Origin of the sequence: Allorhizobium sp. Av2 (assembly GCF_021462805.2) — a bacterium.
GTDB classification, from domain to species: domain Bacteria; phylum Pseudomonadota; class Alphaproteobacteria; order Rhizobiales; family Rhizobiaceae; genus Allorhizobium; species Allorhizobium vitis_G.
This window is the reverse complement of record NZ_CP192696.1, coordinates 3,319,250-3,345,784: the sequence shown is the minus strand read 5'-3', so window position 1 is coordinate 3,345,784 and position 26,535 is coordinate 3,319,250. Positions and strand designations below refer to the sequence as shown.

The 26,535-nt window shown below is 58.4% G+C and carries 24 protein-coding genes and 2 pseudogenes; 16 read left to right on the top strand and 10 right to left on the bottom strand.

Annotated features, from left to right (window positions below):
* The first annotated feature begins 22 nt into the window (after window positions 1–22).
* The 13 genes and pseudogenes from FS819_RS15690 (at window position 23) to FS819_RS15630 (ending at window position 14,259) form a co-directional block, all read left to right on the top strand.
* A complete protein-coding gene (locus tag FS819_RS15690; protein WP_156548110.1) occupies window positions 23–1,243 on the top strand; it encodes a TIGR03862 family flavoprotein in 1,221 nt (406 codons plus the stop codon).
* Between the two features lie 429 nt (window positions 1,244–1,672).
* Window positions 1,673–2,821: an HD domain-containing phosphohydrolase gene (locus FS819_RS15685; protein WP_156548108.1), complete on the top strand. Its 1,149-nt coding sequence runs from the start codon at window positions 1,673–1,675 to the stop codon at window positions 2,819–2,821.
* Between the two features lie 2 nt (window positions 2,822–2,823).
* The gene (locus FS819_RS15680; protein WP_197434101.1) at window positions 2,824–3,144 is read left to right on the top strand and encodes an STAS domain-containing protein; all 321 of its coding nucleotides are present in this window, start codon (window positions 2,824–2,826) and stop codon (window positions 3,142–3,144) included.
* 4 nt (window positions 3,145–3,148) lie between these two features.
* Window positions 3,149–3,517: a response regulator gene (locus FS819_RS15675; RefSeq protein WP_015917544.1), complete on the top strand. Its 369-nt coding sequence runs from the start codon at window positions 3,149–3,151 to the stop codon at window positions 3,515–3,517.
* On the top strand, window positions 3,514–5,571 hold the full coding sequence (locus tag FS819_RS15670) for a chemotaxis protein CheA (RefSeq protein WP_156548106.1): 2,058 nt from the start codon (window positions 3,514–3,516) through the stop codon (window positions 5,569–5,571). The genes FS819_RS15675 and FS819_RS15670 overlap by 4 nt, the downstream gene beginning before the upstream one ends.
* Window positions 5,568–6,095 (top strand): chemotaxis protein CheW, encoded by a 528-nt coding sequence (locus tag FS819_RS15665; protein WP_060718778.1) that lies wholly within the window; start codon window positions 5,568–5,570, stop codon window positions 6,093–6,095. Before FS819_RS15670 ends, FS819_RS15665 begins: the two co-directional genes overlap by 4 nt.
* Before the next feature lie 8 nt (window positions 6,096–6,103).
* A complete protein-coding gene (locus FS819_RS15660) occupies window positions 6,104–7,798 on the top strand; it encodes a methyl-accepting chemotaxis protein (protein ID WP_156548105.1) in 1,695 nt (564 codons plus the stop codon).
* Window positions 7,799–7,858: 60 nt separating this feature from the next.
* Window positions 7,859–8,434: pseudogene (locus FS819_RS15655) on the top strand (MCP four helix bundle domain-containing protein); the annotation flags it as partial.
* A 90-nt stretch (window positions 8,435–8,524) separates the two neighbouring features.
* A pseudogene (locus FS819_RS15650) lies at window positions 8,525–9,880 on the top strand (methyl-accepting chemotaxis protein); the annotation flags it as partial.
* 85 nt (window positions 9,881–9,965) lie between these two features.
* Window positions 9,966–11,783 (top strand): methyl-accepting chemotaxis protein, encoded by a 1,818-nt coding sequence (locus FS819_RS15645; RefSeq protein WP_156548103.1) that lies wholly within the window; start codon window positions 9,966–9,968, stop codon window positions 11,781–11,783.
* A 1-nt stretch (window position 11,784) separates the two neighbouring features.
* Complete coding sequence (locus tag FS819_RS15640) at window positions 11,785–12,279, top strand: chemotaxis protein CheW (protein ID WP_015917538.1); 495 nt, start codon at window positions 11,785–11,787, stop codon at window positions 12,277–12,279.
* A complete protein-coding gene (locus tag FS819_RS15635) occupies window positions 12,276–13,157 on the top strand; it encodes a CheR family methyltransferase (protein ID WP_234624561.1) in 882 nt (293 codons plus the stop codon). The genes FS819_RS15640 and FS819_RS15635 overlap by 4 nt, the downstream gene beginning before the upstream one ends.
* A 7-nt stretch (window positions 13,158–13,164) precedes the next feature.
* Entirely contained in the window at window positions 13,165–14,259 is a 1,095-nt protein-coding gene (locus FS819_RS15630; protein WP_156548102.1) for a protein-glutamate methylesterase/protein-glutamine glutaminase, read from the top strand.
* Between the two features lie 373 nt (window positions 14,260–14,632).
* On the opposite strand, the gene FS819_RS15625 is transcribed toward FS819_RS15630, so the two are convergent.
* The 4 genes from FS819_RS15625 to FS819_RS15610 all read right to left on the bottom strand — a co-directional run bounded on the left by FS819_RS15625 (window position 14,633) and on the right by FS819_RS15610 (window position 17,227).
* Complete coding sequence (locus FS819_RS15625) at window positions 14,633–15,205, bottom strand: hypothetical protein (RefSeq protein ID WP_156548101.1); 573 nt, start codon at window positions 15,203–15,205, stop codon at window positions 14,633–14,635.
* A 385-nt stretch (window positions 15,206–15,590) separates the two neighbouring features.
* Window positions 15,591–16,298, bottom strand: a complete 708-nt coding sequence (locus FS819_RS15620; RefSeq protein ID WP_071203127.1) for a GIN domain-containing protein — start codon at window positions 16,296–16,298, stop codon at window positions 15,591–15,593.
* 33 nt (window positions 16,299–16,331) lie between these two features.
* Window positions 16,332–16,904 carry a DUF1700 domain-containing protein gene (locus tag FS819_RS15615; RefSeq protein WP_156548100.1) on the bottom strand — a complete coding sequence of 191 codons (573 nt, stop codon included), beginning with the start codon at window positions 16,902–16,904 and terminating at the stop codon, window positions 16,332–16,334.
* Window positions 16,901–17,227, bottom strand: coding sequence for a PadR family transcriptional regulator (locus tag FS819_RS15610; RefSeq protein ID WP_060718769.1), 327 nt, complete (start codon window positions 17,225–17,227; stop codon window positions 16,901–16,903). Before FS819_RS15610 ends, FS819_RS15615 begins: the two co-directional genes overlap by 4 nt.
* Before the next feature lie 279 nt (window positions 17,228–17,506).
* Between FS819_RS15610 and FS819_RS15605 the strand changes: the two genes are divergently transcribed.
* Complete coding sequence (locus tag FS819_RS15605) at window positions 17,507–18,265, top strand: AAA family ATPase (RefSeq protein ID WP_156548099.1); 759 nt, start codon at window positions 17,507–17,509, stop codon at window positions 18,263–18,265.
* A 6-nt stretch (window positions 18,266–18,271) separates the two neighbouring features.
* On the opposite strand, the gene FS819_RS15600 is transcribed toward FS819_RS15605, so the two are convergent.
* From FS819_RS15600 to FS819_RS15575, 6 genes are all read right to left on the bottom strand, one after another.
* Entirely contained in the window at window positions 18,272–18,799 is a 528-nt protein-coding gene (locus tag FS819_RS15600) for an RNA pyrophosphohydrolase (protein WP_156548098.1), read from the bottom strand.
* A gap of 36 nt (window positions 18,800–18,835) precedes the next feature.
* Window positions 18,836–20,032, bottom strand: a complete 1,197-nt coding sequence (locus FS819_RS15595) for a divergent polysaccharide deacetylase family protein (RefSeq protein ID WP_197434112.1) — start codon at window positions 20,030–20,032, stop codon at window positions 18,836–18,838.
* Window positions 20,033–20,210: 178 nt separating this feature from the next.
* Window positions 20,211–21,545 carry a S41 family peptidase gene (locus tag FS819_RS15590; protein ID WP_070166261.1) on the bottom strand — a complete coding sequence of 445 codons (1,335 nt, stop codon included), beginning with the start codon at window positions 21,543–21,545 and terminating at the stop codon, window positions 20,211–20,213.
* Window positions 21,535–23,010, bottom strand: coding sequence for a murein hydrolase activator EnvC family protein (locus FS819_RS15585; protein ID WP_197434100.1), 1,476 nt, complete (start codon window positions 23,008–23,010; stop codon window positions 21,535–21,537). Before FS819_RS15585 ends, FS819_RS15590 begins: the two co-directional genes overlap by 11 nt.
* Before the next feature lie 283 nt (window positions 23,011–23,293).
* Window positions 23,294–23,521 carry a hypothetical protein gene (locus FS819_RS15580; RefSeq protein ID WP_156548096.1) on the bottom strand — a complete coding sequence of 76 codons (228 nt, stop codon included), beginning with the start codon at window positions 23,519–23,521 and terminating at the stop codon, window positions 23,294–23,296.
* A 184-nt stretch (window positions 23,522–23,705) separates the two neighbouring features.
* A complete protein-coding gene (locus tag FS819_RS15575) occupies window positions 23,706–23,936 on the bottom strand; it encodes a DUF1674 domain-containing protein (RefSeq protein ID WP_156548095.1) in 231 nt (76 codons plus the stop codon).
* A 34-nt stretch (window positions 23,937–23,970) separates the two neighbouring features.
* Between FS819_RS15575 and htpX the strand changes: the two genes are divergently transcribed.
* Window positions 23,971–25,074, top strand: a complete 1,104-nt coding sequence (gene htpX / locus FS819_RS15570; protein ID WP_409050049.1) for a zinc metalloprotease HtpX — start codon at window positions 23,971–23,973, stop codon at window positions 25,072–25,074.
* Window positions 25,065–26,528 carry an RsmB/NOP family class I SAM-dependent RNA methyltransferase gene (locus tag FS819_RS15565; RefSeq protein WP_156548093.1) on the top strand — a complete coding sequence of 488 codons (1,464 nt, stop codon included), beginning with the start codon at window positions 25,065–25,067 and terminating at the stop codon, window positions 26,526–26,528. The genes htpX and FS819_RS15565 overlap by 10 nt, the downstream gene beginning before the upstream one ends.
* The last annotated feature ends 7 nt before the right edge of the window (window positions 26,529–26,535 follow it).

Here is a 26,535-nt window from a genome sequence, read left to right as displayed (position 1 = left end):
TATTCGAAAGCAAGGGACGGGCATGACAGGCAAGACAGTTGCGATCATCGGCGGGGGGCCTGCGGGCCTGATGGCGGCTGATTGTCTTTCGCGGGCTGGTTTGACCGTAACGATCTACGAGGCGATGCCGACCCTGGCCCGGAAATTTCTTCTGGCCGGCAAATCCGGGCTGAATATCACCCATTCCGAAGAGTATGCGCGGTTTTCGAGCCGCTTCGGGAAGGCAGGAGGCCATTTAAAGGCAGCTCTCGATGATTTTACGCCGGATGATGTGCGCGCCTGGGCGGCTGATCTTGGAACGGAGACCTTCATCGGCTCTTCGGGCCGGGTCTTTCCAAAGGCAATGAAGGCCTCGCCACTGCTTCGGGCCTGGATCAAGGCATTGCAGGATCGGGGCGTGATGATCCGCACCCGGCATCGCTGGACCGGCTTTTCCAAAAATGGCTATCGGTTTGCAACGCCGGATGGCGATGTCACTGTTATGGCAGATGCCGTGGTGTTGGCGCTGGGTGGGGCAAGTTGGCCACGGTTAGGTTCGGATGCTTCCTGGGTGCCGTGGCTACGGGACATCGGCGTTGCGGTCACGGATTTCAAGCCTGCCAATTGCGGCTTCGACGTCGCCTGGAGCGATGTGTTCCGTGAAAGGTTTGCCGGTCAGCCGATCAAATCGGTTGTCGCCACGTCTACGTCGGGTCAGAGTCAGGGCGAATTCGTCATTTCCCGGCATGGTATCGAGGGCAGCCTGGTCTATGCCCATGCGGCAGCCCTGCGCGATGATCTTCACCATCATGGCAAGGCAGAGCTTCTGCTCGATCTTGCACCAGGCAAGCGGCTTGAAAAACTGGTGGAGGATCTCGCCCGTCAACCCGCAAAGGCCAGCTTCTCGACCAGGCTTCGCAAGGCGTCCTCGCTGGATGGCGTCAAGGCGGCGCTGTTGCGGGAGGTGATGCCCGATATCGCCACCCGGGATGCCAAGTCGCTTGCGGGTCTCATCAAGGCTTTGCCGGTGCCGTTGCTGCGGCCAAGACCGCTGGCGGAAGCGATTTCCTCAGCAGGTGGCATCGACTGGAGTGGGATCGACAACAGTTACATGTTGGTGGACCGGCCTGGCCTGTTCGTCGCTGGCGAAATGCTGGACTGGGAAGCGCCAACCGGTGGCTATTTGTTGACCGCCTGTCTTGCCACCGGGCGTGCGGTGGCGGTTGGCGTGATTCGCTGGCTCACCGATGATGCAGGTGGTTGATGCAAAATATGGTATGCCAAAATTGGCGGGTCTGATCCTGTCTGTTTTCGGGGCATTTGATCTATTGACGGCAGGAAGTTTTTTACGCCCATTGGTTGTTTTTTGTCAAAAAAATATGGGATGAATCAACGAAAACAACGCGTTAATAAACCCCAAAATCCTATGGCTTATTAGAGCTATCAATTAAATATAGTTGTGGCCTAACAGTGTTAGCTCTATCTTAACTTACTAACGTGAGAATTCGTTTCAGAAACCTGGAAATATTGATGGCTTTGCCACGATGTTCCAGAATTCGCTCCCCGCATGATGCGGAATGGTCCCAAAAAATTCACAGATATTAACAGTGCTTGAGATGGCTTGTCACATCGCATGGGAACATGCGCATGTCACCTTGCCTGTCCAAGCCGTCATGGCGGAATGGAGCTTCCCTTGCATGCCGTTGTGATAGACGACAGCCGATCCACATTGCTGGCACTGCGTCTGGAACTCCTTGAAATTACGGGTCTGGAGGTGGAGACCTTCGCCGATCCCGAGGACGCAATTCGCGTTTGTGAGACCCGGCAATTCGACCTGGTGCTGGTGGATTACAATATGCCAAAGCGCTCGGGTATCGAGGTGATTACCGCTTTGCGGGCCATGCCAAACTATGAGCTGGTGCCGATTTTGATGATCACTTCGGAAACCGAAACGGCGATCTGCTTGAATGCACTGGAAGCCGGGGCGACGGATTTTTTGCGTAAATCCGCCGATCCGGTTGAGCTGAAGGCCCGTGCGCGTAACCTTTTGAGCCTGCGGCGTGCCCAGGTGGAACTGTCGTTGCGGGCTGATGGTCTTGCTGCTGCCGTGACGGCGAAATCCGCGGCACTTGTTGCCAGCGAAGAGGAACTGATCTGGCGTCTGGCCCGAGCCATGGAATATCGCGACGGGGAAACCGGCGATCATGTCTCGCGTGTGGCGCAGATCTCCAGGCTGCTGGCGCAGGATCTTGGGCTGGACGAGGACCGGCAGCGCAAGATCTATCTGGCGGCTCCGCTGCACGATGTCGGCAAGATCGGTATTCCCGATGGTGTTCTGTCCAAGCCCGGTCGGTTGACCGACAGCGAACGGGACATGATGCGCAGGCATGTCGATATCGGCGTCAAGATTCTGGAGAACGGGACCTCCGATCTCTTGCGGGTCGCCGAGCGGATTGCTGGCGGTCATCATGAGAAATGGGATGGAACGGGCTATCCCAAGGGATTGTCTGGGCGGGAAATTCCGCTGGAAGCGCGCATTGTCGCGCTCGCGGACGTGTTCGACGCTTTGTGCTCGCCCCGTGCCTACAAGCCGGCCTGGTCGCTGCAAGACGCGCTGGATCACATCAGGTGCGAAAAGGGTCGTCATTTCGATCCTGCCTGCGTCGAGGCTTTCGAGCGGCAATGGCCAAAGATCGCCTCGGTCATGGGAGCGCGTGAGACAGATATGAGGATCCACATGAAAGGGGCGCCGTCGCTAGATGCCGCCCAACCTGAAAACGCCCTTTGCCTCCACAAGCAGACGAAATACCGATCAACACCCCAGCCAGCGGGACGGGAATGACGATGATAACGCAAACATTGCCGCATGAGACCATTGCCTTGCCACAGGCGCTGACCATTCGCACTGTGCAGACCACCCGTGACCAGCTTCTGACGGGCCTTTCGGCTGGTCAGGCCGTCGTTATCGACATCCCCGCGGACGCGGAGGTTGACCTGAGTTTTATTCAATTGATTGAAGCGGCGCGCATGTCTGCGCAAACGAATGGCCAGGACCTCACGCTGCAAAGCGCTGCGGTTGGTGGTGTTCTGTCCACGCTGGAGCGCAGTGGCTTCTTGACCGACATGGATCCGTCCGCTCGATTTTTCTGGTTACATGAAAGGTAATGCCATGAGTGCCCATATTCTCACCGTTGACGATTCCGCCAGCATCCGCATGACAACGAAGATCGCCTTGACCAATGCCGGCTACAAGGTGACCGAAGCCGTCGATGGATTGGATGGTCTGAACAAGGCCAAGTCATCGCAGTTCGATCTGATCGTTACCGACCTCAACATGCCTAACATGAACGGTTTGGCGATGATCGAGGCTCTGCGCCGGTCTCCGGCCCATACGGGTATTCCGATCATCTTCCTGACAACAGAATCCGACGCCGACATGAAGAACAGGGCCAAGGCCGCTGGTGCGACCGGCTGGATTACCAAGCCGTTCGATGCCGAACAGCTGGTGAAAATTGCTAGAAAGGTTCTCGGCAAATGACAAATCTGGATCCCATTCAGGTTTTCAGGACAGAAGCAGCAGAGCTGTTCGAGCAGATCGAAAACGGCCTGCTCGACCTGTTGCATGACCTGTCCAATCAAGATCAGATCGACTCGGTATTCCGCGGTCTTCATACCCTGAAGGGATCCGGAGCCATGTTTGGCTTCGAGGCTCTGGCCGCTTTCACCCACCATTGCGAAACCGCTTTCGACCGTGTCCGCAAAGGTGAAGTACCGGCAACCGCCGAGCTTGTGGCAGCTGTTCTCGACGCCCAGGACCATATGAAGGCACTGGTTGCTACACCCAATGGCGATCATGAAGCCGCTGGAGAGCATCTGCTGGCCAAGTTGCAGGACGCGGTCGGCGACCATGGTGGCAATGCGCATGCGGTCCCGGCTGCAAAGCCCGGCAATGGCGGAGCAGCCAAGCCGCAGCCGGCAGCCCGGTCGGCGACGACGACATGGCGGATGAAATTCCGCCTCCCAGCCAATTCCATGGTCAATGGCACCAATCCACTCGGCCTTCTGAATGAGCTTCGCGACCTTGGAAAATGCACCGTTAAAGCGGATTTGAGCGCTATCCCGGGCCTTGAGGAGATTTCACCTGCCGATCTTTATATCGGCTGGAGCGTGGAGCTTGTTACCGAAAAGCCGAAGTCGGATATCGAGGATGTCTTCATCTTCGTCATGGATGACATGGATCTCGAACTGACTGAGGATGCGACCGCTGTCTCTTCCGAGACCATTGTCGCCGATGATCAAGTCGAACAGGCCGTTGCCGCGCCGGTGACACCTGACAACAAGCAGCCGCCAAGCCAGGCTCAGGCCGCGACACCTGCCGCTGCTCAGACTGGTTCCAATGACGCCAAGCATGGCCGTGCCGCTGAAAATGTCCGCGTTCCGGCCGAGCGGCTGGACGAATTGATGGACAGGGTCGGCGAATTGGTGATTGCCCAGTCCCGCCTGTCGCAGCTGGCCAATACCAGCGCTGACATCATGCTGCGATCCGTTTCTGAAGATGTCGAGCGGCTCTCCGGTGAGCTGCGCGACACGATGATGGTGCTGCGCATGGTGCCGGTTGGCAGCCTTTTCACCCGCTTCCGTCGCCTTGTCCACGATCTCGCTCGCGAGACCGGCAAGGTCATCGAGCTGGAGACGGAAGGCGAAACCACGGAAGTGGACAAGACCGTTATCGAGCGGCTGGCCGATCCACTGGTGCATCTGGTGCGCAATTCCATCGACCACGGGCTCGAACCGCCGGAAGAACGTCTGGCGGCGGGCAAGAACAAAGCCGGCAAGGTGGTGCTGTCAGCCCATCAGTCCGGCGGCGAAGTGATCATCACCATCAAGGACGATGGCCGTGGCATCAACCGTGACCGGGTCCGGGCCAAGGCGGAATCCTCAGGGCTGATCCAGCCGGGCCAGCAGTTGATGGACCAGGAATTGTTGCAGCTGATCTTCCAGCCGGGCTTTTCTACCGCACAAACGATCACCAATCTTTCCGGGCGTGGCGTCGGCATGGATGTGGTGAAGAAAACCGTCGAGGCCCTGCGCGGGGTGATCGACATCCGCAGTGAAAACGGCAAGGGCTCGGAAGTCTCCCTGCGCATTCCGCTGACGCTGGCGATCATTGACGGTCTTTTGGTGCGCGTCGGTACCGGCTGCTACGTTATTCCTCTGTCGGCGGTAGAGGAATGCCTGGAACTGTCGATCGAGGACGATCTGCGCTCCAGGGGCCGCAGTTTCATTTCGCTGCGCGACAGTCTGGTTCCTTTCCTCAGGCTCAGGGATCTGTTCCGCACGGGAACGCAGCCTGATCCGTTCCAGAAGGTCGTGGTGATCTCGACCGGTGATGAGCGCGTCGGCCTGGTGGTCGACCAGATCATTGGCGATCACCAGACCGTCATCAAATCCATGTCCAAGCTCCACCACGACGTCGTGACTTTCTCGGGTGCGACCATTCTGGGTGACGGCAGTGTCGCGCTGATCCTGGATGTGACGCATCTGGTCAACGCAGGCCAACAGCAGGAGGCGCAATTGCGTGTAGCAGGATGAGCATCGTACCCGGCAAACATGATTTCCAGCATTTCTGGGCGGACCGCGACGAAGTCGCCGTGCTGACATTTAATCTGAACGGTGAGACGTTTGCGATTGAGGCCATCACCGTGCAGGAGATCATTGATCTCCTGCCGGAAACCAAGGTGCCCGGCGCAAAGCCTTTCGTCTCCAGCGTCATCAATTTCCGCGGCAAGGTCATTCCACTGGCCGATATCCGGCTGGCCTTCGGCATGGAAGCGACGGAGCCGACCATCGACAGCCGTATCATCGTCATCGAGCTCGATCTTGATGGTGAAACCACCCTGACCGGCATTCGCACGGACCGGGTGTTCGAAGTCACGACCTTGGCGCACTCCGCCAGCGAACCGCCCCCCAGCGTCGGAATGCGATGGCGTCCCGACTTCATTGAATGCCTGGTCAAGCGGGATGGAGAGTTCATCATTCTCCCCAATCTCCAGGCAATTTTCTCCAGTACAAGTGACCGGATCGCCGCTCCCACGGCTGGTCTGGCAACAAATTGAGGTCTGTTATGCGATTTACCATCAAACTAAAGCTGGGGTTGGCTTTCGGCATTGTCGTCGCCCTGCTGGTTGGAAGCTCCATTCTGGGCATTTCAAGCCTCAACTCCTTGAATACGGCCATGGGCGATGTTCTGGCAGGTCCCGTTGATCGCCTGAAACTGGCGCAGGAGCTTGAGGTTGAACAACTTCAGCAGATCCGCCAGCAGAAAAACCTGCTGCTCTCGCAATCGGCTGATGAGGGCCGTGCGATCATCGGAAGAATCAAGGAAGCCCGTAATAATTTCGACACGGCTTTTGCCGCTGTCACTGCCAAGGCGACGGAAGAAGGTAAGGTGACCTGGAACAAGCTGGCTGCCCTGGAAGCGGATTTCCGCAAGCAGGACGACGTCATCCAATCGTTGGCTTTGAGTGGTGACACTACGGGTGCCCTGAAGGTTTCGACCGGCGAAAACCGCGTGACGACCAACAATATCGACGAGATGATCTCCAGGATCATCACGCTTGAGCAAACGCGGCTGAAGGAGGCAGATGATGCTGGCGATGCCGAATATGCCAATGCACGCCTTATCCTGGTCAGTCTGGCAATTGGCGCGACCCTTGTCGCCATTCTTGCCGCATTGTGGATCGTTATCAGTATTACCCGCGGTCTCGGCCAGGCCGTGGCGTCGGTCCGCAAGGTTGCCGATGGCGATCTCACGCAATTTGCCGATATTCGCTCACGCGATGAAATTGGCGACCTGCTGCAATATGTCAACACGATGATCGAGCGTCTTCGCGGCGTGGTTGGCGATGCGCTGTCGGCGTCCGACAATGTGTCTTCGGGTAGCCAGCAGCTGTCGTCTGCCTCCGAGCAGGTCAGCCAGGGCGCGACGGAACAGGCATCGTCTGCCGAAGAAGCCTCCGCCTCGATGGAAGAGATGGCAGCCAATATCAAGCAGAATGCCGATAATGCCGCCCAGACCGAAAAGATTGCCCGCCAGTCCTCCAAGGATGCGGAAACCTCCGGCGAAGCGGTGAACCGGGCTGTCGGTGCGATGCGTACGATTGCCGAGAAGATCTCGATCGTCCAGGAAATCGCTCGTCAGACCGACCTTCTGGCCTTGAATGCGGCGGTTGAAGCCGCCCGTGCGGGTGAGCATGGCAAGGGCTTTGCAGTGGTTGCCTCCGAAGTGCGCAAGCTTGCCGAACGCAGCCAGGCGGCAGCGGCTGAAATCAGCACGCTATCGGGTCAGACGGTACAGGTGGCAACGGAAGCCGGTGAAATGCTGACCCGGCTGGTCCCTGATATCCGCAAGACAGCGGAACTGATTTCCGAGATCTCGGCGGCTTGCCGTGAGCAGGATATCGGCGCCAGCCAGATCAACGAGGCGATCCAGCAGCTCGACAAGGTGACGCAGCAGAATGCGGGTGCTTCTGAAGAAATGTCGGCGACCTCTGAAGAACTGGCCGCTCAGGCCGAGGAACTGCAAACCTCCATCGCCTTCTTCAAGGTCGATGGTGCGCATCAGAAGAAGCCCGCACAACAGACCCGTGCCGTTGCTGCTCGCGCAGCGCCAGCCCGGACGGCTGCACCGGCAAAATCCCGTACACCGACGTCGTCTCAGACGGTTGCTGCTCAGCAGGCGAGAGCCAAGGGCTTTGCCCTCGATCTCTCCATGGGCGGGCCGGATGAGGAGGATCTGGATTTTCGCCAGACAGCCTGACCTAGGCTCATATTCGATTTCGCACCGGGCCGATTAGCGGCCCGATGGCACCCGACAGGCATGTATGTGCGCCGAGCCGGACCTTACCCGCTTCGAACGAATGATGTTGTTCGGCACGGGCTTGCTTCTCAAATTAATTTAGGGATGACGCACATGCGCTTCACAATAAAACTCAAACTTGCGTTGGCTTTCGGGCTTATGATCGCCATGCTGATTGCGGTCGCATTGTATGGCATCTCCAGCATCGGGACGATCAACCAGGCCGCTTCTGATATTATCGCCGGACCGGCTAAACGGCTCGAATACGCATTGTCGGCTTCCGGCAAAATGTCAGAAGCCATTCGCGCCCAGAAAAATGCTCTGCTTTCCAAGGATGATGCGGAAGCCAAGGCATATTATCTGACATCCGACGCCAACATCAAAGATATGATCGGCTTGGCACAGGCAGGTCTTACGATTGCAAGTCAGCAGGGCAGACCCTACTGGGAAGCCGTGATCAAGAATGCTCTGGATTTTAGAGAATCTGCGGCTCGTTTGCCAGATATTCAGGCGGCCGGCAAAGTGAATGATGCCATAGTGCTTTCAAATGGCGACCTGCGCGCTTTGGCGACCAATATGGCTGAAGCCATTACAAAACTGGTCGAAATTCAAAAGCAGGGCATGTCGAAAGCGGACGAGGATACAGACAATCTCTATACCGAAACGAAGACCATGGTTCTTGTTGTCGCGGGGATCGCTACGCTTCTCGCGATTGGGGCGGCCTTATGGATTGCCTTTGGCATCAGCGCCGGGCTTCGCAAGATCGAAACTGTTGCCAATGCCGTTTCCATCGGTGATCTTGACCAGACCGTTGAGGTAAAAACCAATGACGAGATCAAGGATCTTGTCACGACGATTAACGGGATGACCGAAAACCTGCGAGCAACTGCCGCTTTGGCAAACCGCATCTCCGAAGGTGATTTGTCTCAGGATATCACGCCCCTCTCGAGCAAGGATTCATTGGGCATCGCGATGCGATCCATGACCCTCAATCTGCGTGAAACGACAGGTGTAGCCGATAAGATTGCCAATGGCGATTTGACGGTGACGCCGACGCCGCGCTCCAATGTTGACACGCTGGGCCTTGCCTTGCAGAGCATGGTGGAGCGTCTTCGGGGTGTTGTTGCCGATGCCTTGTCGGCGTCTGACAACGTCTCTTCCGGCAGCCAGGAACTGTCCTCAAGTTCCGAGCAACTGTCACAGGGCGCGACGGAACAGGCGTCGTCTGCCGAAGAAGCCTCCGCTTCGATGGAAGAGATGGCAGCCAATATCAAGCAGAACGCTGACAACGCTGCCCAGACTGAAAAGATCGCCCGCCAGTCCTCCAAGGATGCGGAAGCCTCAGGCGAAGCGGTAAACCGGGCTGTCGGTGCGATGCGCACAATTGCCGAGAAGATCTCGATTGTCCAGGAAATCGCTCGTCAGACCGATCTTCTGGCCTTGAATGCGGCGGTTGAAGCCGCCCGCGCCGGTGAGCATGGCAAGGGCTTTGCAGTGGTTGCCTCCGAAGTGCGCAAGCTTGCCGAGCGCAGCCAGGCGGCAGCGGCTGAAATCAGCACGCTGTCGGGCCAGACGGTACAGGTGGCAACGGAAGCCGGTGAAATGCTCGGCCGGTTGGTTCCTGACATCAGAAAGACAGCGGATCTGATTTCCGAGATCTCGGCAGCGTGCCGCGAGCAGGATATCGGCGCCAGCCAGATCAATGAGGCGATCCAGCAGCTCGACAAGGTGACGCAGCAGAATGCGGGTGCCTCGGAAGAAATGTCGGCGACCTCGGAAGAACTGGCCGCTCAGGCCGAAGAACTCCAGGCTTCCATCGCCTTCTTCAAGGTTGATGGACTGAAGGCGCAGAAGAAGGCGGCCCAAAACTATACGTCGCAGCCTGCAAAACCGGCCAAAATTACGACAGCGGCGGCTGTTGTGCGCAGGCCGTCAGCAGGACAGACCGTTTCCGCTCAGCAGGCGAGGGCCAAGGGTTTTGCTCTCGACCTCTCCATGGGCGGACCGGATGACGAAGATCACGACTTCCGCCAACAGGCGTGAAACCGGCCCACAACAAAGACCGGGACAGGCAAGAAATTGGCTGTCCTACCACGCCTAAATACATGGGAATATCTGGGGGACTAACATGCGATTCACGATCAAACTTAAACTGGCCGTAACGTTTGGCTTGATGATCATCATGCTGGGTGTCATGGCCTTTTATGGGATTACAAGCCTTTCGACAATCAATCAGGCCAGTTCCGATATTATCGCCGGTCCGGCCAAGCGTCTTGAACTTGCGCTATCTGCATCAACTGAGATTTCGGAGACAATCCGCGCCCAGAAAAACGCGCTACTGTCTAAAGAAGCAGATGATATTAATAAATATTATCAGGCTGCGACTCAAAACATTGAAGATATGCTTAAACTTGCTGATTCTGGTAGGAGCATTGCCAGTGTTGAAGGCAAGCCATACTGGGAAGCATTGATTGAAACTGCTACAATGTTCAAGCAGGCTTCGAGCCGTCTTCCCGCTATGCAGGCTGCTGGTGATAACGATGGTGCGATTGCGTTGTCGAACGGAGCCATCCGAGAGAATGCAGCAAAAATGGGAGAGGCTGTCACAAAACTTATCGATATCCAGAAGAAGGCAATGACCAAGGCCGACAATGACTCGGACCTTCTCTATGAGCAGACGAAAACGCTGATGATAGGCATTGCTGCTGTAGCCATGCTTGTGGCGTTTATCGCCGCTATCTGGATCGCTTTGAGCATCAGCTCAGGCCTGAAGAAAATCAAGACCGTTGCAGATGCCGTTGCCCTCGGCGATCTCGGTCAGGATATCGACATCAGGACCAATGATGAAATCCGCGATGTCGTCGAAAGCGTCAAGATCATGACCGGGAACCTCAGGGAAACGGCAGCGGTCGCCAATCAGATTGCCGATGGTAATTTGACGGTGACGCCGAAATCCCTGTCCGACAAGGACACACTTGGTCAGTCATTGCAGTTGATGGTGGAGCGCCTTCGCGGCGTGGTTGGCGACGCGCTGTCGGCGTCCGACAATGTGTCTTCGGGTAGCCAGCAGCTGTCGTCTGCCTCCGAGCAGGTCAGCCAGGGCGCGACGGAACAGGCGTCGTCTGCTGAAGAAGCCTCCGCTTCGATGGAAGAGATGGCAGCCAATATCAAGCAGAATGCCGACAATGCCGCCCAGACTGAAAAGATCGCCCGCCAGTCCTCCAAGGATGCGGAAGCCTCTGGCGAAGCGGTGAACCGTGCGGTCGGTGCGATGCGCACGATTGCCGAGAAGATCTCGATCGTCCAGGAAATTGCTCGTCAGACCGACCTTCTGGCCTTGAATGCGGCAGTTGAAGCCGCCCGTGCCGGTGAGCATGGCAAGGGCTTTGCTGTGGTTGCCTCCGAAGTGCGCAAGCTTGCCGAACGCAGTCAGGCAGCAGCGGCTGAAATCAGCACGCTATCGGGTCAGACGGTACAGGTGGCAACGGAAGCCGGTGAAATGCTGACCCGGCTGGTCCCTGATATCCGCAAGACAGCGGAACTGATTTCCGAGATCTCGGCGGCATGCCGTGAGCAGGATATCGGCGCCAGCCAGATCAACGAGGCGATCCAGCAGCTCGACAAGGTGACGCAGCAGAATGCGGGCGCTTCTGAAGAAATGTCGGCGACCTCGGAAGAGCTGGCTGCTCAGGCTGAGGAACTTCAGGCTTCCATCGCCTTCTTCAAGGTCGATAGCACTGGTGCTGGCGCAAGAAAACCAGCTTCTCCGGGCCGGGCAACTGCCGCACGCGCGGCGCCAGCCCGGACGGCTGCACCGGCAAAACCCCGTACACCGACGTCGTCTCAGACGGTTGCTGCTCAGCAGGCGAGAGCCAAGGGCTTTGCCCTCGATCTCTCCATGGGCGGGCCGGATGAGGAGGATCGCCTCTTTCAGGAAAGCGCGTAACATGAGTGGACAGTCGTCAGAATCGCAGTTTGTCACCTTCAGCCTTGGTGAAGAGGTGTTTGCCGTGCCCGTTACCGTGGTCCGGGAAATTCTCGATCACGAGGACCCGTTCAAGATCCCGCATGGACCGGACTATCTTCTGGGCCTGCGGGATGTCCGGGGCCAGGGCGTGCCGGTCATCGATCTTCGTCTGCGGCTCGGGATGTCGCGCACGGTGAAGACGCCGCATACCCGAATTCTGGTGATGGATGTGCCGCTTTCCGACCGCAGTCTTGCGGTCGGGGTGGTGGCCGATAAGGTCTTCGAGGTCATTCCCTTCCGGCATGCCGACATCGAGCAGGCGCCCGATATCGGTATCCGCTGGCGCTCAGATTATATCCAGGGCGTGGTGCGCCGTGAGGCGGGCTTTGTGGTGATCATTGATCTGGCGCGGTTGTTTTCGGGCGATGAAACCGCCCTTGCCTCTTCTTCTGCACCGGCTTTTGCCGTCGCGTGAAAAACCATTACAGGGAGGCCGCCAGCGTGAATGCATTGGCAGAAGCAGTTGTTGGAGACCACAGAATCAGCCCGAAAAATTTCAGGCGTCTGTCGAACTACATTTTTGAATATAGTGGCATCAAGATGCCGGAGACCAAGACGACGATGCTGGAAGGCCGGTTGCGCAGGCGTTTGCGCGCCACCGGCTTTACGGACTTCGACAGCTATTGCCATTATATTTTCGAAGAGGGCGGCCTTGCGACCGAATCCGTCCATCTGATCGATGCGGTGACCACCAACAAGACGGACTTTTTCCGCGAGCCCAACCATTTCGACTATTTGACGCAAAAGGCCTTGCCGGATCTGGAGGCCAGGGGCGCGCGTCGGGTTCGCATCTGGAGTTCGGCCTGTTCGATTGGTGCGGAGCCCTATACGCTTGCCATGGTGATGGCGGAATATTTGGAACGCCGCAGCGGGATGGACTATCATATCCTGGCAACAGACCTGTCGACCGATGTGCTGCAGAAGGCCCGCCGGGGTGTGTATCCTGCCGATATGCTGGAGCCGGTGCCGCGCACCATGGCGGCGCGGTATGTGATGCACGCGCGTGACAAGCAGCGTAACGAGGTCCGGATCGCGCCTGCACTTCGCACCCGTGTCGGTTTTGCCCGGCTCAACCTGATGGACGACAGCTATCAGGTGGGGGAACCGATGGATATTATATTCTGCCGTAATGTATTGATTTACTTTGATAAAAAGACACAGTTCAACGTACTGCGACGCCTATGCGATTGCCTTGCCCAAGGGGGCTACATGTTCATAGGCCATTCCGAATCAATTACTGGGTTGGATCTTCCGCTCAAGCAATTGGCCAATACGGTTTTCAGGAAGGTATGATTGTCAGATGCCGAAGAAAATTCGCGTCCTTATTGTCGATGATTCAGCCAGTGTCCGGCAAATCCTGACAAATGTCCTGCAATCTGATCCGGACATCGAGGTGATCGGGGCCGCTTCCGACCCCTTCGTTGCCGCCCGGCGCATTGCCGAGGAAATTCCGGATGTGATCACGCTGGATGTGGAAATGCCGCGAATGGATGGCATCACCTTTCTGCGCAAGCTGATGTCGCAGCGCCCCATTCCGGTGGTGATGTGCTCCTCGCTGACGGAGGCAGGCAGCGAAACTCTGATGCAGGCCATGGAGGCTGGCGCAGTCGACATCATTCTCAAGCCGAAGATTGCCGCTGCGGATCACCTGGCTGAGCAGGCCGAACGAATTTGCCAGGTGGTGAAAAGTGCCGCCCAGGCGCGGCTCGGGGCGCGAAAGTCCAGCGTGATGGATCGTGCTTCCGCCAGCAATGAGCCAGCAAAGAAACTGACTGCGGATGCCATGCTGCCACCACCGTCAGGCCGTGCCATGGCCAAAACCACGGAAATGGTGGTCTGTGTGGGGGCATCGACCGGCGGCACCGAGGCGCTTCGGGAATTCCTGGAAAAAATGCCTGCCAACGCGCCAGGCATCGTCATCGTGCAGCATATGCCGGAAAAATTCACCGCGGCTTTTGCCAAGCGACTAAACGGCCTGTGCGAAATGGAAATCAAGGAAGCGGAAAACGGCGATCCGGTGCTGCGCGGCCATGTGCTGATTGCGCCCGGGGATCGCCATATGATGCTGGAGCGCCAAGGGGCGCGGTATCATGTGTCGGTCAAATCAGGTCCGTTGGTGTCGCGCCATCGTCCGTCAGTGGATGTGCTGTTTCGCTCGGCGGCCCGCTCGGCAGGTGCCAATGCCATGGGTGTTATCATGACCGGCATGGGGGATGACGGCGCGCGGGGCATGCTGGAAATGCATCAGGCCGGAGCCTTTACCGTCGCGCAGGACGAGGCAAGCTGCATTGTTTTCGGCATGCCCAAGGAAGCCATTGCCCATGGCGGCGTGGACCGCACCGTGCCGCTCCATCAGATTGCGCCGGAAATTCTGGCGGAGGACCGCAGGCGCTAGAGTTGGTTTTCGGACAATTGGCGACCGGTTTTCCCGATAAGACAAACGAAAACAGAAAGATATAGCATCGGACTTTTTCAGTTTTCATAGTATACGACGCAACTTGATCAATTGGCTTCGCCCCCCTCATCCCCTGCCGGGGACTTCTCCCCGTTGGGGAGAAGAGGTCAACACGACAACACTGAGCCTCATCTTAAGGCTGCGGACAAAGGAGTTTATCGGCCTTTGCTGCGCATAGAAGGCACAAGAGGATGCCGCAGGTTTCTTCTCCCCATCGGGGAGAAGGTGGCGGCAGAGGCAAGAGGGGGCGGCAAAGCCGAGAACCGTTTGTGTCGTGTGCTCTGGAGTCCGATTTTCTTCACGATACAATCGCTCACGGTGCCGGGGCGTTCCGCTCGGTATCATGATCCAGGAAGACCTGTCGCGCACTATGCAGCGCTTCTTCCGGGGGGCGGTTGTTGCGGTATTTTTCGACAATGATCTGGTGAATTTGGCTGCGGATCTCTTCATTGTCTCTGGCTGCGGGAGGCAACGAGGGTATGAGAGCGTGTCCGCTTTTCATTGAGCCGCCCAAATTCTCACCCTCTTTGTTTTCAGGCATTTCCGAACGCAAAATCGCTTCACACTTGTCCTGGAAATGCTTCAGATCCGGGTGCTGGAGTGCTTGCTTTGCCTCCTCCAGCCGGGCTTGCAAATCCATCAGTGAATTCAGCAGGAGCATGTCGACCGTTTCAGCGGCGATGCTGTCTCCAGTCGGCTGCTCCTTCATCCACTGATAATGACCCGACAAAGGTGGCTCTGTTTGCAACCGCGCCCGGTGGCGCAGCAACAGCCCTAACACGCTCAATCCGAAAGCAGGCGGGGTGATAATCAGCAAAGCCTTGATCCAATTGGATGAGGATTGCCATGTATCGAAAAGATCAGCCCAGAGATTGTAATCGGTCATTGTCCATCCTCCCGCACCTGGAAACCGATCGACCACCGGAGGCGTGAGCCTCTGGTGGCCGGGGAGCTAGAAAAATCGCTACAAAACGACCGCCTCGACCTTTAAGCCGAAGCTCTGGACATGCGTCGAGGCCTCCCCGACCATATAGAATGGTGGGAGCGGACCATATAAACATGGCCCACCGCCTCAGCCACAAACCTATGGCTGAGGGGTGTCATTTAACGGCCGACACCGGCCGTTTGTAGAGGAGTTTTCTAGGCTCCGGGACCGGCCCCGTTCCGACCAATCCTGATGCAACCATAGGGTATTGTCGGCGGGAGGGGAACAGGGAATTTTGGGGGGTGGGCGCGAAACAATTCAGTCGAGTTTGAAGTGCTCGACGAGGTTAAGGAGCCTGCACTATGCGACCGCTGCCGTTGATTTCTGAACGCCGCAATGTCGGGTGACCGGAGAGATCAACATTGCCGCTCCCGGAAATCGACACATCCGCATCTTTCAGCGCGGTCATGTCTGCGTTCCCGCTGCCAAGGATCACGATCCGTGCGGACTGAGCCGTCAGCCTCCTCAGCTGGGCGGTACCCGACCCTGAAATGTCTACATCAACCGTGTCGGCAGCTCCCGTCGCGGAAACGTTGCCGCTCCCTTTGATATCCAGTCGCAATTGAGGCTGGTTGATGTGCGATAGGGATAGGTTGCCGCTTCCAAGCAGTTTCCAGTCTGTTATCGCAGGTCCCGACACGCTGATATCGAGTTTTGATTGCGACCAGCCCAGATGACAATCCAGGCTCAGCCGATGGCCATCCATTCGAACATGCCCAACAAGGGTAGGGTCGCCACTGACGATGACTTCCGCCTTATCGCCAGGCTGATAGCGGACCGAAGCCGGCAAATCGATGGTGAGACTGTCGCTGGCGGTAAAGGGCAGCGTGACCTGCTGGCTGGTGGATTGGCCCGATCCGCAGGTGGAGGATGTTGTTGCCCACAATTGCCGGGCTCCACCCCAATTTTCTCCTGAAATCCCGATACCCAATGTTAGAAAAACGACTGCACCAATCAGTCCCGTCGTTGCAACGAATGCCAATTTCCTCGTCATTGTCCGTTCCTTCAATGAGGTGTCAGGGAAAGCTCAAGCGTGATCCGGGCTTAATTGAGCCAGGCGAAAATGCAGCCGCGCATAGTGGCCGAGTATGCGGATACCGGTGCCAAGCCCCATCAACAACAACGCGCCACCGCCCAGGAATCCGCTGACAAGGCCCGCGCCGATCAGCAGTTGCGACAGTGTTTCTGTTGTTGGTCCATCAAGCTGAAACAGCATCGTGGTAATGATGATCTTCACGCCCGCCGCTCCGATGGCCGTGACTGCGATCCCAAGGCCGAACACGGTAAAGAACGCCACGGTGAGCAGGGGCAGTAAAAACAGGATGTCAACGATGGCGAGCCCCGCCAGCGCCATCATGGCCGCCAGCATGTTCGACAGGCTCCAATGGGATTCGAAACGGCGCAGCCCCATTTCGGCTCTGAGTTCTCTGGCAATTCTGGCCGGATTGCCCAAGGCCATCGCAACCTCCTGTTCACCGCGACCGGAGGCGGCTGATTCGGCAAAATGAGCCTGATAATCGGCGACGATGTCGTCCACTTCTTGAGCGGGCAAACCGGCCAGCCCCAGTCTCAGCATGCGTAAGAAGGCATCCTTGGTCATGGCAAATCCTCAAGAAGTTTATCGACGGCGCTTGCAAAGGAGCGCCAGTCGCGGCGATGAGCTTCGAAAATTGTTCGGCCCTGTTCCGTGAGCCGATAATATTTGCGCGGTGGCCCATTGCTGGACTCAACGATGCGGGTGGCCACCAGTCCGTCATTCTGCATTCGACGCATCAGCGGATAGATCGTGCCTTCTCCCATGCCGACGGCGCTGACCAATGTACTGGCGATTTCGTAGCCATAGCTTTCGCCGTGAGACAGCACAGCCAGGACGCAGAGGTCGAGGGCGCCTTTCCGCAATTGAACCTGGATCGAGTCAGTCATGGGTACCTCAGTTTTGTATTTTGAATATAACAAGCTATCTGTTTATGCAAGGTAGTGGTTAGAGTTTTTTGGAAGGAGACGAATGATTGAGGGGTGTCGGGCTTGTGGTTGTGAACGAACCTGGAAAGCCCAGGGGAATTGTCGTATTTTGTCCAACAGATAACCTCCGGTTAACCATGTCGCGTCACTATGGATCTGCCCGATGCGAATGGGTTGCCCGATATGTTTGGGCCTTGGAGAGCGATGCATGGCTCCGTTATGGCTGACCGAGGTTGCTTCATGCCCATCATTACCTTCGCCAATACCAAGGGCGGTGCCGGAAAGACCACGGCGGTTCTGTTGCTTGCGACGGAACTGGTGCGCCGGGGCTACTCAGTTTCGGTGATTGACACCGATCCGCAGCGCTGGATTTCTCGCTGGTTCGAGGGCGCGGACGGTTATGCCAGCAACTTGCGTGTCGCCACCTATATCTCCGTCAATGCCTTGGCCCGCACCATTGAGGCTTATCGTGGCAGCTCCGATTATGTGATCGTCGATCTGCCGGGCGCGCAATCACCCTTGCTGGCGACGGCGCTTGGTCTTTCCGATCATGTGCTGATTCCCATTCAGGGCAGTGCCATGGATGCCCAGGGCGGCGCGCAGGTGATCGAACTGCTGCAATATCTCTACAGCAAGGGCAATATTCGCATTCCCCATTCCGTCGTTCTGTCACGGGTTAATTCGCTGGTCACCACCCGCGCGCTTCGTGCCGTCAAACTGCTTCTGGCCGAACGGTCGGTGCGGGTTCTGGCGACGCCGATCATCGAGCGCGCCGCCTATCGCGATATGTTTGAATATCGCACCAGCCTGCACCGCCTCGACCCGGAGCGGGTCAGCAATCTGGATAAGGCTATCGCCAATGCCGAGCGCTATTGCGACGAGGTGGAAATGCTGGTGCCGACCATCCGCATGCCGGTTGCCGATAACCTGACGAATAGCCGGGCCGACAACGGCAATCGCGGCTTTATGGAAATGCCGTTGTTGCGAGCCGCCTACTGATAAACCTCAGGCCTCGGCAGGGGAAAGATGCCGGAAGGCGGCGACCACCTGTTCGTAGACGCCACGTTTGAACGGCACGATCAGGTCCGGCAGTTCTGCCATTGGCTTCCACTGCCATTCATCGAATTCGGCATGCTGGCTGGTCGGCGGCGGATTGATCTGGATTTCGCTTTCGTCGCCGTCGAAGCGAAAGGCAAACCAGCGCTGTGTCTGGCCGCGAAACTTGCCGCGCAGGCCAATGCCGATTAGGGCTGGCGGTAGATCGTAATTGATCCAGTTCGGCGCTTCGGCCAGCAGGGTCACGGTTTTCATGCCGGTTTCTTCGTAAAGCTCGCGATAGGCTGCCTCTTTCGGGTCTTCACCCGGATCGATCCCGCCCTGCGGCATCTGCCAGAGCTGCGGCGAGCCATCATATTCGGAATTGAGCAGCGGAATGCGGCGACCGGCCCAGACCAGACCCTGCGCATTCAGCACCATGATGCCGACACAGGGGCGATAGGGCAGATCCTCGGCTTTGACGGTGGTCTGGGTCATGGTGTCCTCATTGGGGGTATTGTGTGACTGTAAAAATCACTGTTGCGCTTCCATGGCAAGGGCGGAAACGCCGACGATTTCGATGCCGCGCGCCTTGGCGCCTTCCGCCCATTTGGCAATGGCATTGACGCTTTCATCAAACGCCGAGGCAACGCCGATGGCAGAGCCATTGCGCCGAGCAATCCGCTCCAGCTCGTCCAGCCGTTTCAGGATGGCCTGTTCCTGGATCTGGTCGTCCAATTGCAGATCGGCGACGGAAAACGGCATGTTCATCGCCTTGGCGAATGTCGATGTCAGGGATCGTGCCGAGGAGCCGTCATCGAGAAACAGCAGGCCACGCGCCGCAATATCGCGCATGACAGGGTCCATCGCGCCGCTGTCGGACAGGAAACGCCCGCCCATGTAATTCATCAATCCGGTATAATTGGTCATGCTGGCCATGGCCTTATGCAGGTCGCGCAGGTTGTCAGCGGCGGGGCGCCCAACCTGCAACGTGCCTCGGCCCGGATCGTTTGCCGGATAACCAACCGGCTCTAACGGCACCTGCAACAGGATCTCATGACCGCCGCGCCGTGCCTCCTGCATCCAGCGCGACAGGCTGTTGCCGCTGGCAGCAAAACCCAGTGTCACTTGTTCCGGCAGGTGCTTGATTGCTCTTTGGGTGCCGGTCTGGCTGAGGCCGAGCCCGCTGACGACGATGGCCACCCGTGTTCCATGCGCGCCGGACCAGGGCCGTGCATATTGCTCGACGGGTCGCAACCCGTCGCGTCCCGTCACCGGGATTTGTCCCTCTGGACTGTTTTCCAGCAGGTCCGGATTGGGCGTGGCCGCTACACGCGGGTCCTGGCCGAAATGGGGCGTGGCGACCAGGGCCGGGCCGGAGCCGTCGCGGCTGGCGGGTGAATATTTGGTGACAACCGTACCGTCCGGCAGGGTCGAGCGCTCGACTGTAGCGCCAGAGGTCGGTGCACGGGCTTCCATGCTGCGGGACGGGCCGGGGGCTTTCGCGGCTGGCTCCTCGGCAGGAACGGCAGCCGCAACCGGCTGCGAGGTAGTGAGCGGTTGCGGACTGCGCAACGGAAGCGGCGTGAGTGTTGTGTAAACGGACAGGCCGAGAAGAGCGACAGAGCTTGCTGTCGTCAGCGCCGCGAAGAGAGACATTTTCGGACCGGCCGTGCGGCGCTTCTTGCGGTTCTGGCCCAAAGCTGCGTGCAGATCAGCGCTCAATGTCATGTCCTTCGGCGCATTGGATTGGACTGTCCTCTCCATGCCGCGAATCACTTCGCCATTTCGATGACCATGCCTTTCCATCTCATGCGGTTCAAGCTTTGCCTGCGTGCAACGGGAAGGGCGCTATAAACGAGAAATGCCGGCCCTAAGGCCGGCATTTCGAGGACAGTCAAAACGATCCTTACTTCTTCTTGGCGCTTTCCAGCACGGCTTTGCTTGGGTCCGGCGGGAAGGACGGGTCTGTCTTGGCGCCACGCAGCAGGTCGAGTGCGTAGTTGAGCTGCACGTCATCCTTCGGATCTGGCGGCACGTAGGCAACCGAGCCGGAGCCTTCTTCCGTCTCGCTCTGGCCCTGGATATGGCCCGGCAGCGAGGATTCGCCCTCGGTGCGCAGCTTGCCTTGCAGATCGGCGGGCAGCGGCTCTTCCACCTTGATATCAGGATGGATGCCGGTCCCCTGGATCGACTTGCCGGATGGCGTGTAATAGAGCGCCGTCGTCAGGCGCAGCGCGCCCTTGTCGCCCATCGGGATAATCGTCTGAACGGAGCCCTTGCCGAAGCTGCGGGTGCCGACCACGGTTGCCCGCTTCAGGTCCTGAAGCGCGCCAGCGACAATTTCAGATGCCGAGGCAGAGCCACCATTGACCAGCACGATCAACGGCTTGCCATCGGTCAGATCGCCAGCGGTGGCATTAAAGCGGCGGGTGTCTTCCGGATCGCGTGAGCGGGTGGAGACGATTTCGCCCTTCTGCAGGAAGGCGTCGGAGACGTAAATCGCCTGATCGAGCAGACCGCCCGGATTGAGGCGCAGGTCGAGAACGAAGCCCTTCAGCTTGTCGGCGGGGACTTCCTTCTTGATCTTGTTGATCGCGGCTTCCAGATCGTCATAGGTCTTTTCGGTAAACGAGATCACCCTGACATAGCCCACATCGCCATCGACGCGAGACTTGACGGCGCGGATCGGGATGATTTCGCGCATGACGCTGAGCTCGATCGGCTTGTCGGCGCCCTTGCGCAAAATGGTCAGCTTGATCGGGGTATTGACCGCGCCACGCATCTTTTCAACGGCGTCATTGAGCTGCATGCCGCGCACGGGGGTACCATTGATCTCGGAGATCATGTCGCCGGCCAGAATGCCGGCCTTGGCGCCGGGTGTGTCGTCGATGGGGGTAATGACCTTGACCAGGTCGTTTTCCATCGTCACTTCGATGCCGATGCCACCGAATTCACCCTTGGTCTGGGTCTGCATGTCCGCCGCTTCCTGAGCGTTCATGTAGCTGGAATGGGGATCGAGAGAGCTCAACATGCCATTGATGGCGGCTTCGACCAGCTTTTTCTCGTCGGGAGGCGTGACATACTGAGCGCGGACACGCTCGAACACGTCTCCAAAAATCGCCAGTTCCTTGTAAGTGGAATTGCCTGCCGCCTCGGCAGGAACGCCAGCCGAATAAACAACGCTCATCGCCGTCGCGCCCATCAGCGCGCCAACCAGCATTATAGAAGCCCTACGTATCATTGCGAACCTTTCCGGCGTCCTTCGCCCACCATGGTCGGGAATCAACCGAGTTACCGTCTTTTCTGAATTCTATGTAAAGGGTTGGGCGATCTGTTTCCAGCGCGAAAGCAGCTGCGCTGACGACTCTCTTTTCACCCATAGCACCAATCGGCTCGCCGGACAGCACGAATTGTCCGGCATGCACGTTGACACGGTCCATGCCGGACAAAACTATGTGATATCCGTTGCCTGTGTTGAGGATGGCCATTTTCCCGTAACTGCGGAACTGTCCCGCATACACCACCGTGCCGTCGGCGGGCGCAATCACCACGGCTGCGGGCGCTGTGGCAAGCACAATTCCCTTGGCCTCGTGACCGGTGCCGTCGGGATCGCCGAATTGCCGCAATACATCGCCCACAGCCGGAAGTTCCAGCTTCGCCTTCAACTCTTCAAAGGAAAATGCCGGGGCAATGCGGTTTTTATCGGGCGGCGTGGTCTGGGCCTCAAGGCGCGCCTGATCCCGTTGCGCGTCGGTCATCTGACGGCGCTTTTCCTCTTCCAGCTTTGCCTGGTCGGTGGCTTGGCGCACAGAGGCGATCTCGTTTTCCAGGCTGCCGATCAGGCCCTGGAGCGACGAGGATTTCTGCGCAAGCTCCTGTGAGCGCGCCAGTTCTTCTTGCAGTTGGGCGTTGTTTTGCTGGCTCAGCCGGGCGTTTTCAGCCAGAAGCATGTCCATCCGGGCTTCTTCTTCCTGGCGGCTTTTCAGGCTGGCAACCGTTTTTTCGCGCTCATCGATGCTGGCCTTGCGCAGGTTGGTCAGTTCCTGCAAGTCATCGGCAAGCTTTTCGGTTTCCTTGCGCATCCCAGGCACGACAGCGCCAAGCAGAATGGCGGTGCGCACCGCCCCCAAGGCATCTTCCGGCGTGACCAGCAGAGCTGGCGGCGGATTGCGGCCCATGCGCTCCAGAGCGCCCAGCACCTCGGCCAGCACGGCGCGCCGCGCCCGGAAGGATTTGTGGATGACGTCTTGCCGGACACCGTAGTCCGCCAGCTTCTTCTCACCATCGGCGATCTTTTGTTCCAGATCCTTGCGGCGTGCGGCAGAATCGATCAGCGCCTGGCGCAGGCTGGTGCTGCTTTTGTCCAGCGCATCAATGCTCTTGCGTAGCTCCTCGGACTTTTCCGAGGAAAGCTGCATGGATTGGGACAGATCCTGCAACTGACGGGAAACGTCCTCACGCTTGGCCCGCAAAGCACCGGCGGGATCGTCAGGGCTCGTCTGGCTCGAAGCTTCGGGACTTGCAGCCGGGGCGATGTTGCTGGGGCCTTGCGGGAGTGTCTGGGGCTGCGTCGAGGCTGGACTATCCGGGGCCGGCACTTGCTGGGCCTTCGCAGAGGACAGGGCCATGGCACACAGGATTGCGATTGTCCCGCACGACAGTGTTCGAGTGGCTAGACGCCTGCGTGCGAAAGAGTGGGGTGTCATCGCTGTCTTGATCGTGCCTCTGTCTCTTTGCCTGTCTCTTTGCGGTCTATCCCGGCTTTATATCCGGACGAGGAAATCCGTTTCAGCTTTTCCCGATAGACGACGCGAAACCCAGACGATCACGCCAATCTAACCGATTTGCATCGAAGCGAACAGTACAGCAGAGAAAAGTGTAGGCTTCTCAATAAAACTGAGGCCCGCACGTGCTATCCACGTGCAGGCCTCAGCTTGAACAATCACTGTTGATTGCGGCAATTATACAGCATTGGTATGCGTCATGCCATTAACGGCAGACCCGCACCCTTTTGACGATTTTCTCACCATGGTGCCAGCGCACCACTTTGCGAACCTTGCACTGCGGCGGCGGCGGTGGCGGACGGTGCATATGGCGCGGCGGCGGGCCACGGCGCTCGTCCGGTGGAGGCATCATGCCCGATTGCGCGTAAGCCGGAATGATACTGCCGGCCATCGCCGCAACAGCAAAAACCGAAGCAAGAAAAATTTTCTTCATGGAGTTCCTCTGAACATTTCCTGAGTTCCGCTGGCATGAACGTCGCACAGGGCAAAAGGTTTCATGGTAAAACAAGCTTTCACCGAGACGTGATTACGAGAGGAAAACGGCCATTGGAGGGCAGGGGCTTTCGTTGCCCAGCCGGGCCTGTCGTCTGGCTGGTTCAATCTGAACCTGACAGACACTAGAAATCGATGGCGCGGCCGTTGATTTCCCAATCGCCGAACCGGGCCGGGTCCGCGCCGCCGCGTCCGCCAACTTCCGGTGCGGGCTTTTGGGCCTGCTCGGCCTTGCGGCGCTCCTCGGCTTCGGCCAGCGCGCGGGCTGCGGCAGGCGACAGCGTTTTCAGTGCGGCTTCGGTGCCAGCACTGTTGGCGGTGCCGGAATCTTGTTGGGTGTTCTGGTGCTCGTCCATTCGGCATCCATCCTGTAGCAATTGAAAATGATCGATGGTCTTTACATATGTAGGACATCGCAGCGAGCTGGAAAACCCTCTCCGCTGCCGGACCCTTTTGGAGCACCCGATGAATATCATGCGCACCGCCATGCTTCTGGCTTTCATGACCGCCCTGTTCATGGGCGTCGGCTTCCTGATCGGCGGCAAGGGCGGGATGATGATCGCGCTGGTCATCGCCGGTGCGATGAACCTGTTTTCCTACTGGAATTCCGACCGGATGGTTCTCTCGGCCTATCACGCCCAGGAGGTCGATCCGCGCAATGCGCCGGAATTTTATGAGATTGTCCGTGGTCTCACCCAAAATGCCGGTCTGCCGATGCCCAAGGTCTATATTTTCGACAATCCGCAGCCCAATGCCTTTGCCACGGGCCGCAATCCGCAAAACGCTGCCGTTGCCGCCTCGACGGGTCTGCTGCAGGCCTTGACGCCGGAAGAAGTGGCAGGCGTCATGGCCCATGAGCTTGCACATGTCGAGCACCGCGACACCTTGACCATGACGATTACCGCGACGCTGGCCGGGGCGATTTCGATGCTAGGCAATTTTGCCTTCTTCTTCGGTGGTCGCCGCGACGAAAACGGCAATGGCGGCGGCATTATTGGTCCGCTCGTGGCGATGATCGTTGCGCCCTTTGCCGCTATGCTGGTGCAGATGGCCATCAGCCGAACCCGCGAATATGCCGCTGACCGGCGTGGCGCGGAAATCTGCGGCAATCCGCTATGGCTGGCTTCGGCACTGGCAAAAATCGCCGGCGCTCACCAGCCCAATTATCAGGCCGAGCGCAATCCGGCCACAGCGCATATGTTCATCATCAATCCCTTGTCGGGCCAGAAAATGGACAGCCTGTTTTCCACCCATCCAGATACTGGCAACCGGATCGCGGCGCTGCAAGCCCTGGCGCAGGAGATGGGTGCGCGTCAGGAAAATGTCTACCGCCCGCAGCACAGCAAGCCTGCGGCTTCAGGCCCCTGGGGCAGCAGTGCGGAAAGATCGACGGATGATCCCTGGGGTGTTAAGGGAGGCGCAAGCACGCGCTCCGTTCCCAAAATCGGGCGGCGCGGCAAGGATAATGACGCCCCGAAGGGACCATGGAATTGAACGAAAGACGCGGCAAACCTCCAACCGATAAATCATCCTCCGGCCATCGGGAGTCCAGCCTTGGGACCATTGGCAAACAGGATGGCCAATCCAGGCACAAGTCCGACAGACCCCGCAGGCCAGCGTATGACGACAAGCCGGGGCTGGAAGCGCGCATGGCCGCGAGCCGCCTTCTGGCAGCGGTGATCGACCGCAAGACCTCGCTGGATGGCATGATGGATGGCGACCACGGCAATCCGGCCTATGCCGCCCTGTCGGAGGCCGATCGTGGTCTGGTGCGCGCTATTCTCAACACCTCCTTACGCTTTCTGCCCCGCATCGAGGCCATGCTGGCCCGGCTGCTGGACGCGCCTTTGCCCGACGGTGCGCGCGCGCTTTATCATTCGCTGATCGTTGCCGCCGCGCAAATGGTCTACCTTGATGTCCCCGATCATTCCGCCGTCGATCTTGCCGTCGAGCAGGCCAATCGCGATCCGCGCAGCCGCCGGTTCGCCAAGCTGGTCAATGCCGTTTTGCGCAGGCTGGGCCGTGAAAAACAGGCACTCTTGGCGGATGTCGAAGATGTCATCTGCATGCCCGACTGGTTCTTCGAACGGTTGATTGCAGTCTATGGGGAGGAGGAAGCGCGGCGGATCGCGCAGGCCCAATTGACCCCGGCTGCCATCGACCTGACCGTCAAGGCCGACCCTGCACTTTGGGCCGAAAAGCTCAATGGCGTAGTTTTGCCGACCGGTAGCATCCGGCTGGCAAGCTTTGCCGGTGCGGTTTCAGCGCTTCCCGGTTTTGAGGAGGGCGCCTGGTGGGTTCAGGACGCGGCGGCGGCTCTTCCCGTGCGGATGTTCGGGGCCATCGAAGGCAAGCGGGCCGTGGATCTCTGTGCCGCCCCTGGCGGCAAGACCGCGCAATTGGCTGCCGCGGGCGCGGTGGTGACGGCGGTCGAGCAATCGGCCAACCGGCTGAAGCGGCTGGATGGCAACTTGCAACGGTTGGGTTTTTCAGCGCAACTGGTTCATCAGGACCTGATGGAGTTCACGCTAGGCGAAGACCATCCGGGCTTTGACGCCGTGCTGCTGGATGCGCCCTGCTCTTCGACCGGTACGACGCGCCGGCACCCTGATGTGTTTTACACCAAGGGTCCGCAGGATATCGTCAAGCTGGCGGGCGTGCAGGAACGGTTGCTGCGCCACGCCGTGACGTTGCTGGCGCCGGGTGGCTCCATCGTGTTTTCCAATTGCTCGCTCGACCCACAGGAAGGCGAGGACGTCGTGGCCCGGGTTCTGGCCGATCATCCGGAACTGGAGCGGGTTGCGATGCAGGTTGCCGACTGGCCGGGGCTGGAAGATGCGATCACGCCGCTTGGCGAATTTCGCACCACGCCTGCTATGTTACCGGGCGGCGATAGTCATGCGGGCGGGTTGGATGGGTTTTATGCCTGCCGTTTACGCCGGGTTTAAATAAATC

What these genes read in the sequence shown, in the direction of transcription:
- FS819_RS15690 (WP_156548110.1), top strand. Translation starts at nt 23, where the DNA reads ATGACAGGCAAGACAGTTGCGATCATCGGCGGGGGGCCTGCGGGCCTG.
- FS819_RS15680 (WP_197434101.1), top strand. Translation starts at nt 2,824, where the DNA reads ATGATAACGCAAACATTGCCGCATGAGACCATTGCCTTGCCACAGGCG.
- FS819_RS15675 (WP_015917544.1), top strand. Translation starts at nt 3,149, where the DNA reads ATGAGTGCCCATATTCTCACCGTTGACGATTCCGCCAGCATCCGCATG.
- FS819_RS15670 (WP_156548106.1), top strand. Translation starts at nt 3,514, where the DNA reads ATGACAAATCTGGATCCCATTCAGGTTTTCAGGACAGAAGCAGCAGAG.
- FS819_RS15665 (WP_060718778.1), top strand. Translation starts at nt 5,568, where the DNA reads ATGAGCATCGTACCCGGCAAACATGATTTCCAGCATTTCTGGGCGGAC.
- FS819_RS15660 (WP_156548105.1), top strand. Translation starts at nt 6,104, where the DNA reads ATGCGATTTACCATCAAACTAAAGCTGGGGTTGGCTTTCGGCATTGTC.
- FS819_RS15645 (WP_156548103.1), top strand. Translation starts at nt 9,966, where the DNA reads ATGCGATTCACGATCAAACTTAAACTGGCCGTAACGTTTGGCTTGATG.
- FS819_RS15640 (WP_015917538.1), top strand. Translation starts at nt 11,785, where the DNA reads ATGAGTGGACAGTCGTCAGAATCGCAGTTTGTCACCTTCAGCCTTGGT.
- FS819_RS15630 (WP_156548102.1), top strand. Translation starts at nt 13,165, where the DNA reads ATGCCGAAGAAAATTCGCGTCCTTATTGTCGATGATTCAGCCAGTGTC.
- FS819_RS15625 (WP_156548101.1), bottom strand. Translation starts at nt 15,205, where the DNA reads ATGACCGATTACAATCTCTGGGCTGATCTTTTCGATACATGGCAATCC.
- FS819_RS15620 (WP_071203127.1), bottom strand. Translation starts at nt 16,298, where the DNA reads ATGACGAGGAAATTGGCATTCGTTGCAACGACGGGACTGATTGGTGCA.
- FS819_RS15615 (WP_156548100.1), bottom strand. Translation starts at nt 16,904, where the DNA reads ATGACCAAGGATGCCTTCTTACGCATGCTGAGACTGGGGCTGGCCGGT.
- FS819_RS15610 (WP_060718769.1), bottom strand. Translation starts at nt 17,227, where the DNA reads ATGACTGACTCGATCCAGGTTCAATTGCGGAAAGGCGCCCTCGACCTC.
- FS819_RS15605 (WP_156548099.1), top strand. Translation starts at nt 17,507, where the DNA reads ATGCCCATCATTACCTTCGCCAATACCAAGGGCGGTGCCGGAAAGACC.
- FS819_RS15600 (WP_156548098.1), bottom strand. Translation starts at nt 18,799, where the DNA reads ATGACCCAGACCACCGTCAAAGCCGAGGATCTGCCCTATCGCCCCTGT.
- FS819_RS15595 (WP_197434112.1), bottom strand. Translation starts at nt 20,032, where the DNA reads ATGACATTGAGCGCTGATCTGCACGCAGCTTTGGGCCAGAACCGCAAG.
- FS819_RS15590 (WP_070166261.1), bottom strand. Translation starts at nt 21,545, where the DNA reads ATGATACGTAGGGCTTCTATAATGCTGGTTGGCGCGCTGATGGGCGCG.
- FS819_RS15585 (WP_197434100.1), bottom strand. Translation starts at nt 23,010, where the DNA reads ATGACACCCCACTCTTTCGCACGCAGGCGTCTAGCCACTCGAACACTG.
- FS819_RS15580 (WP_156548096.1), bottom strand. Translation starts at nt 23,521, where the DNA reads ATGAAGAAAATTTTTCTTGCTTCGGTTTTTGCTGTTGCGGCGATGGCC.
- FS819_RS15575 (WP_156548095.1), bottom strand. Translation starts at nt 23,936, where the DNA reads ATGGACGAGCACCAGAACACCCAACAAGATTCCGGCACCGCCAACAGT.
- htpX (WP_409050049.1), top strand. Translation starts at nt 23,971, where the DNA reads ATGGTCTTTACATATGTAGGACATCGCAGCGAGCTGGAAAACCCTCTC.
- FS819_RS15565 (WP_156548093.1), top strand. Translation starts at nt 25,065, where the DNA reads ATGGAATTGAACGAAAGACGCGGCAAACCTCCAACCGATAAATCATCC.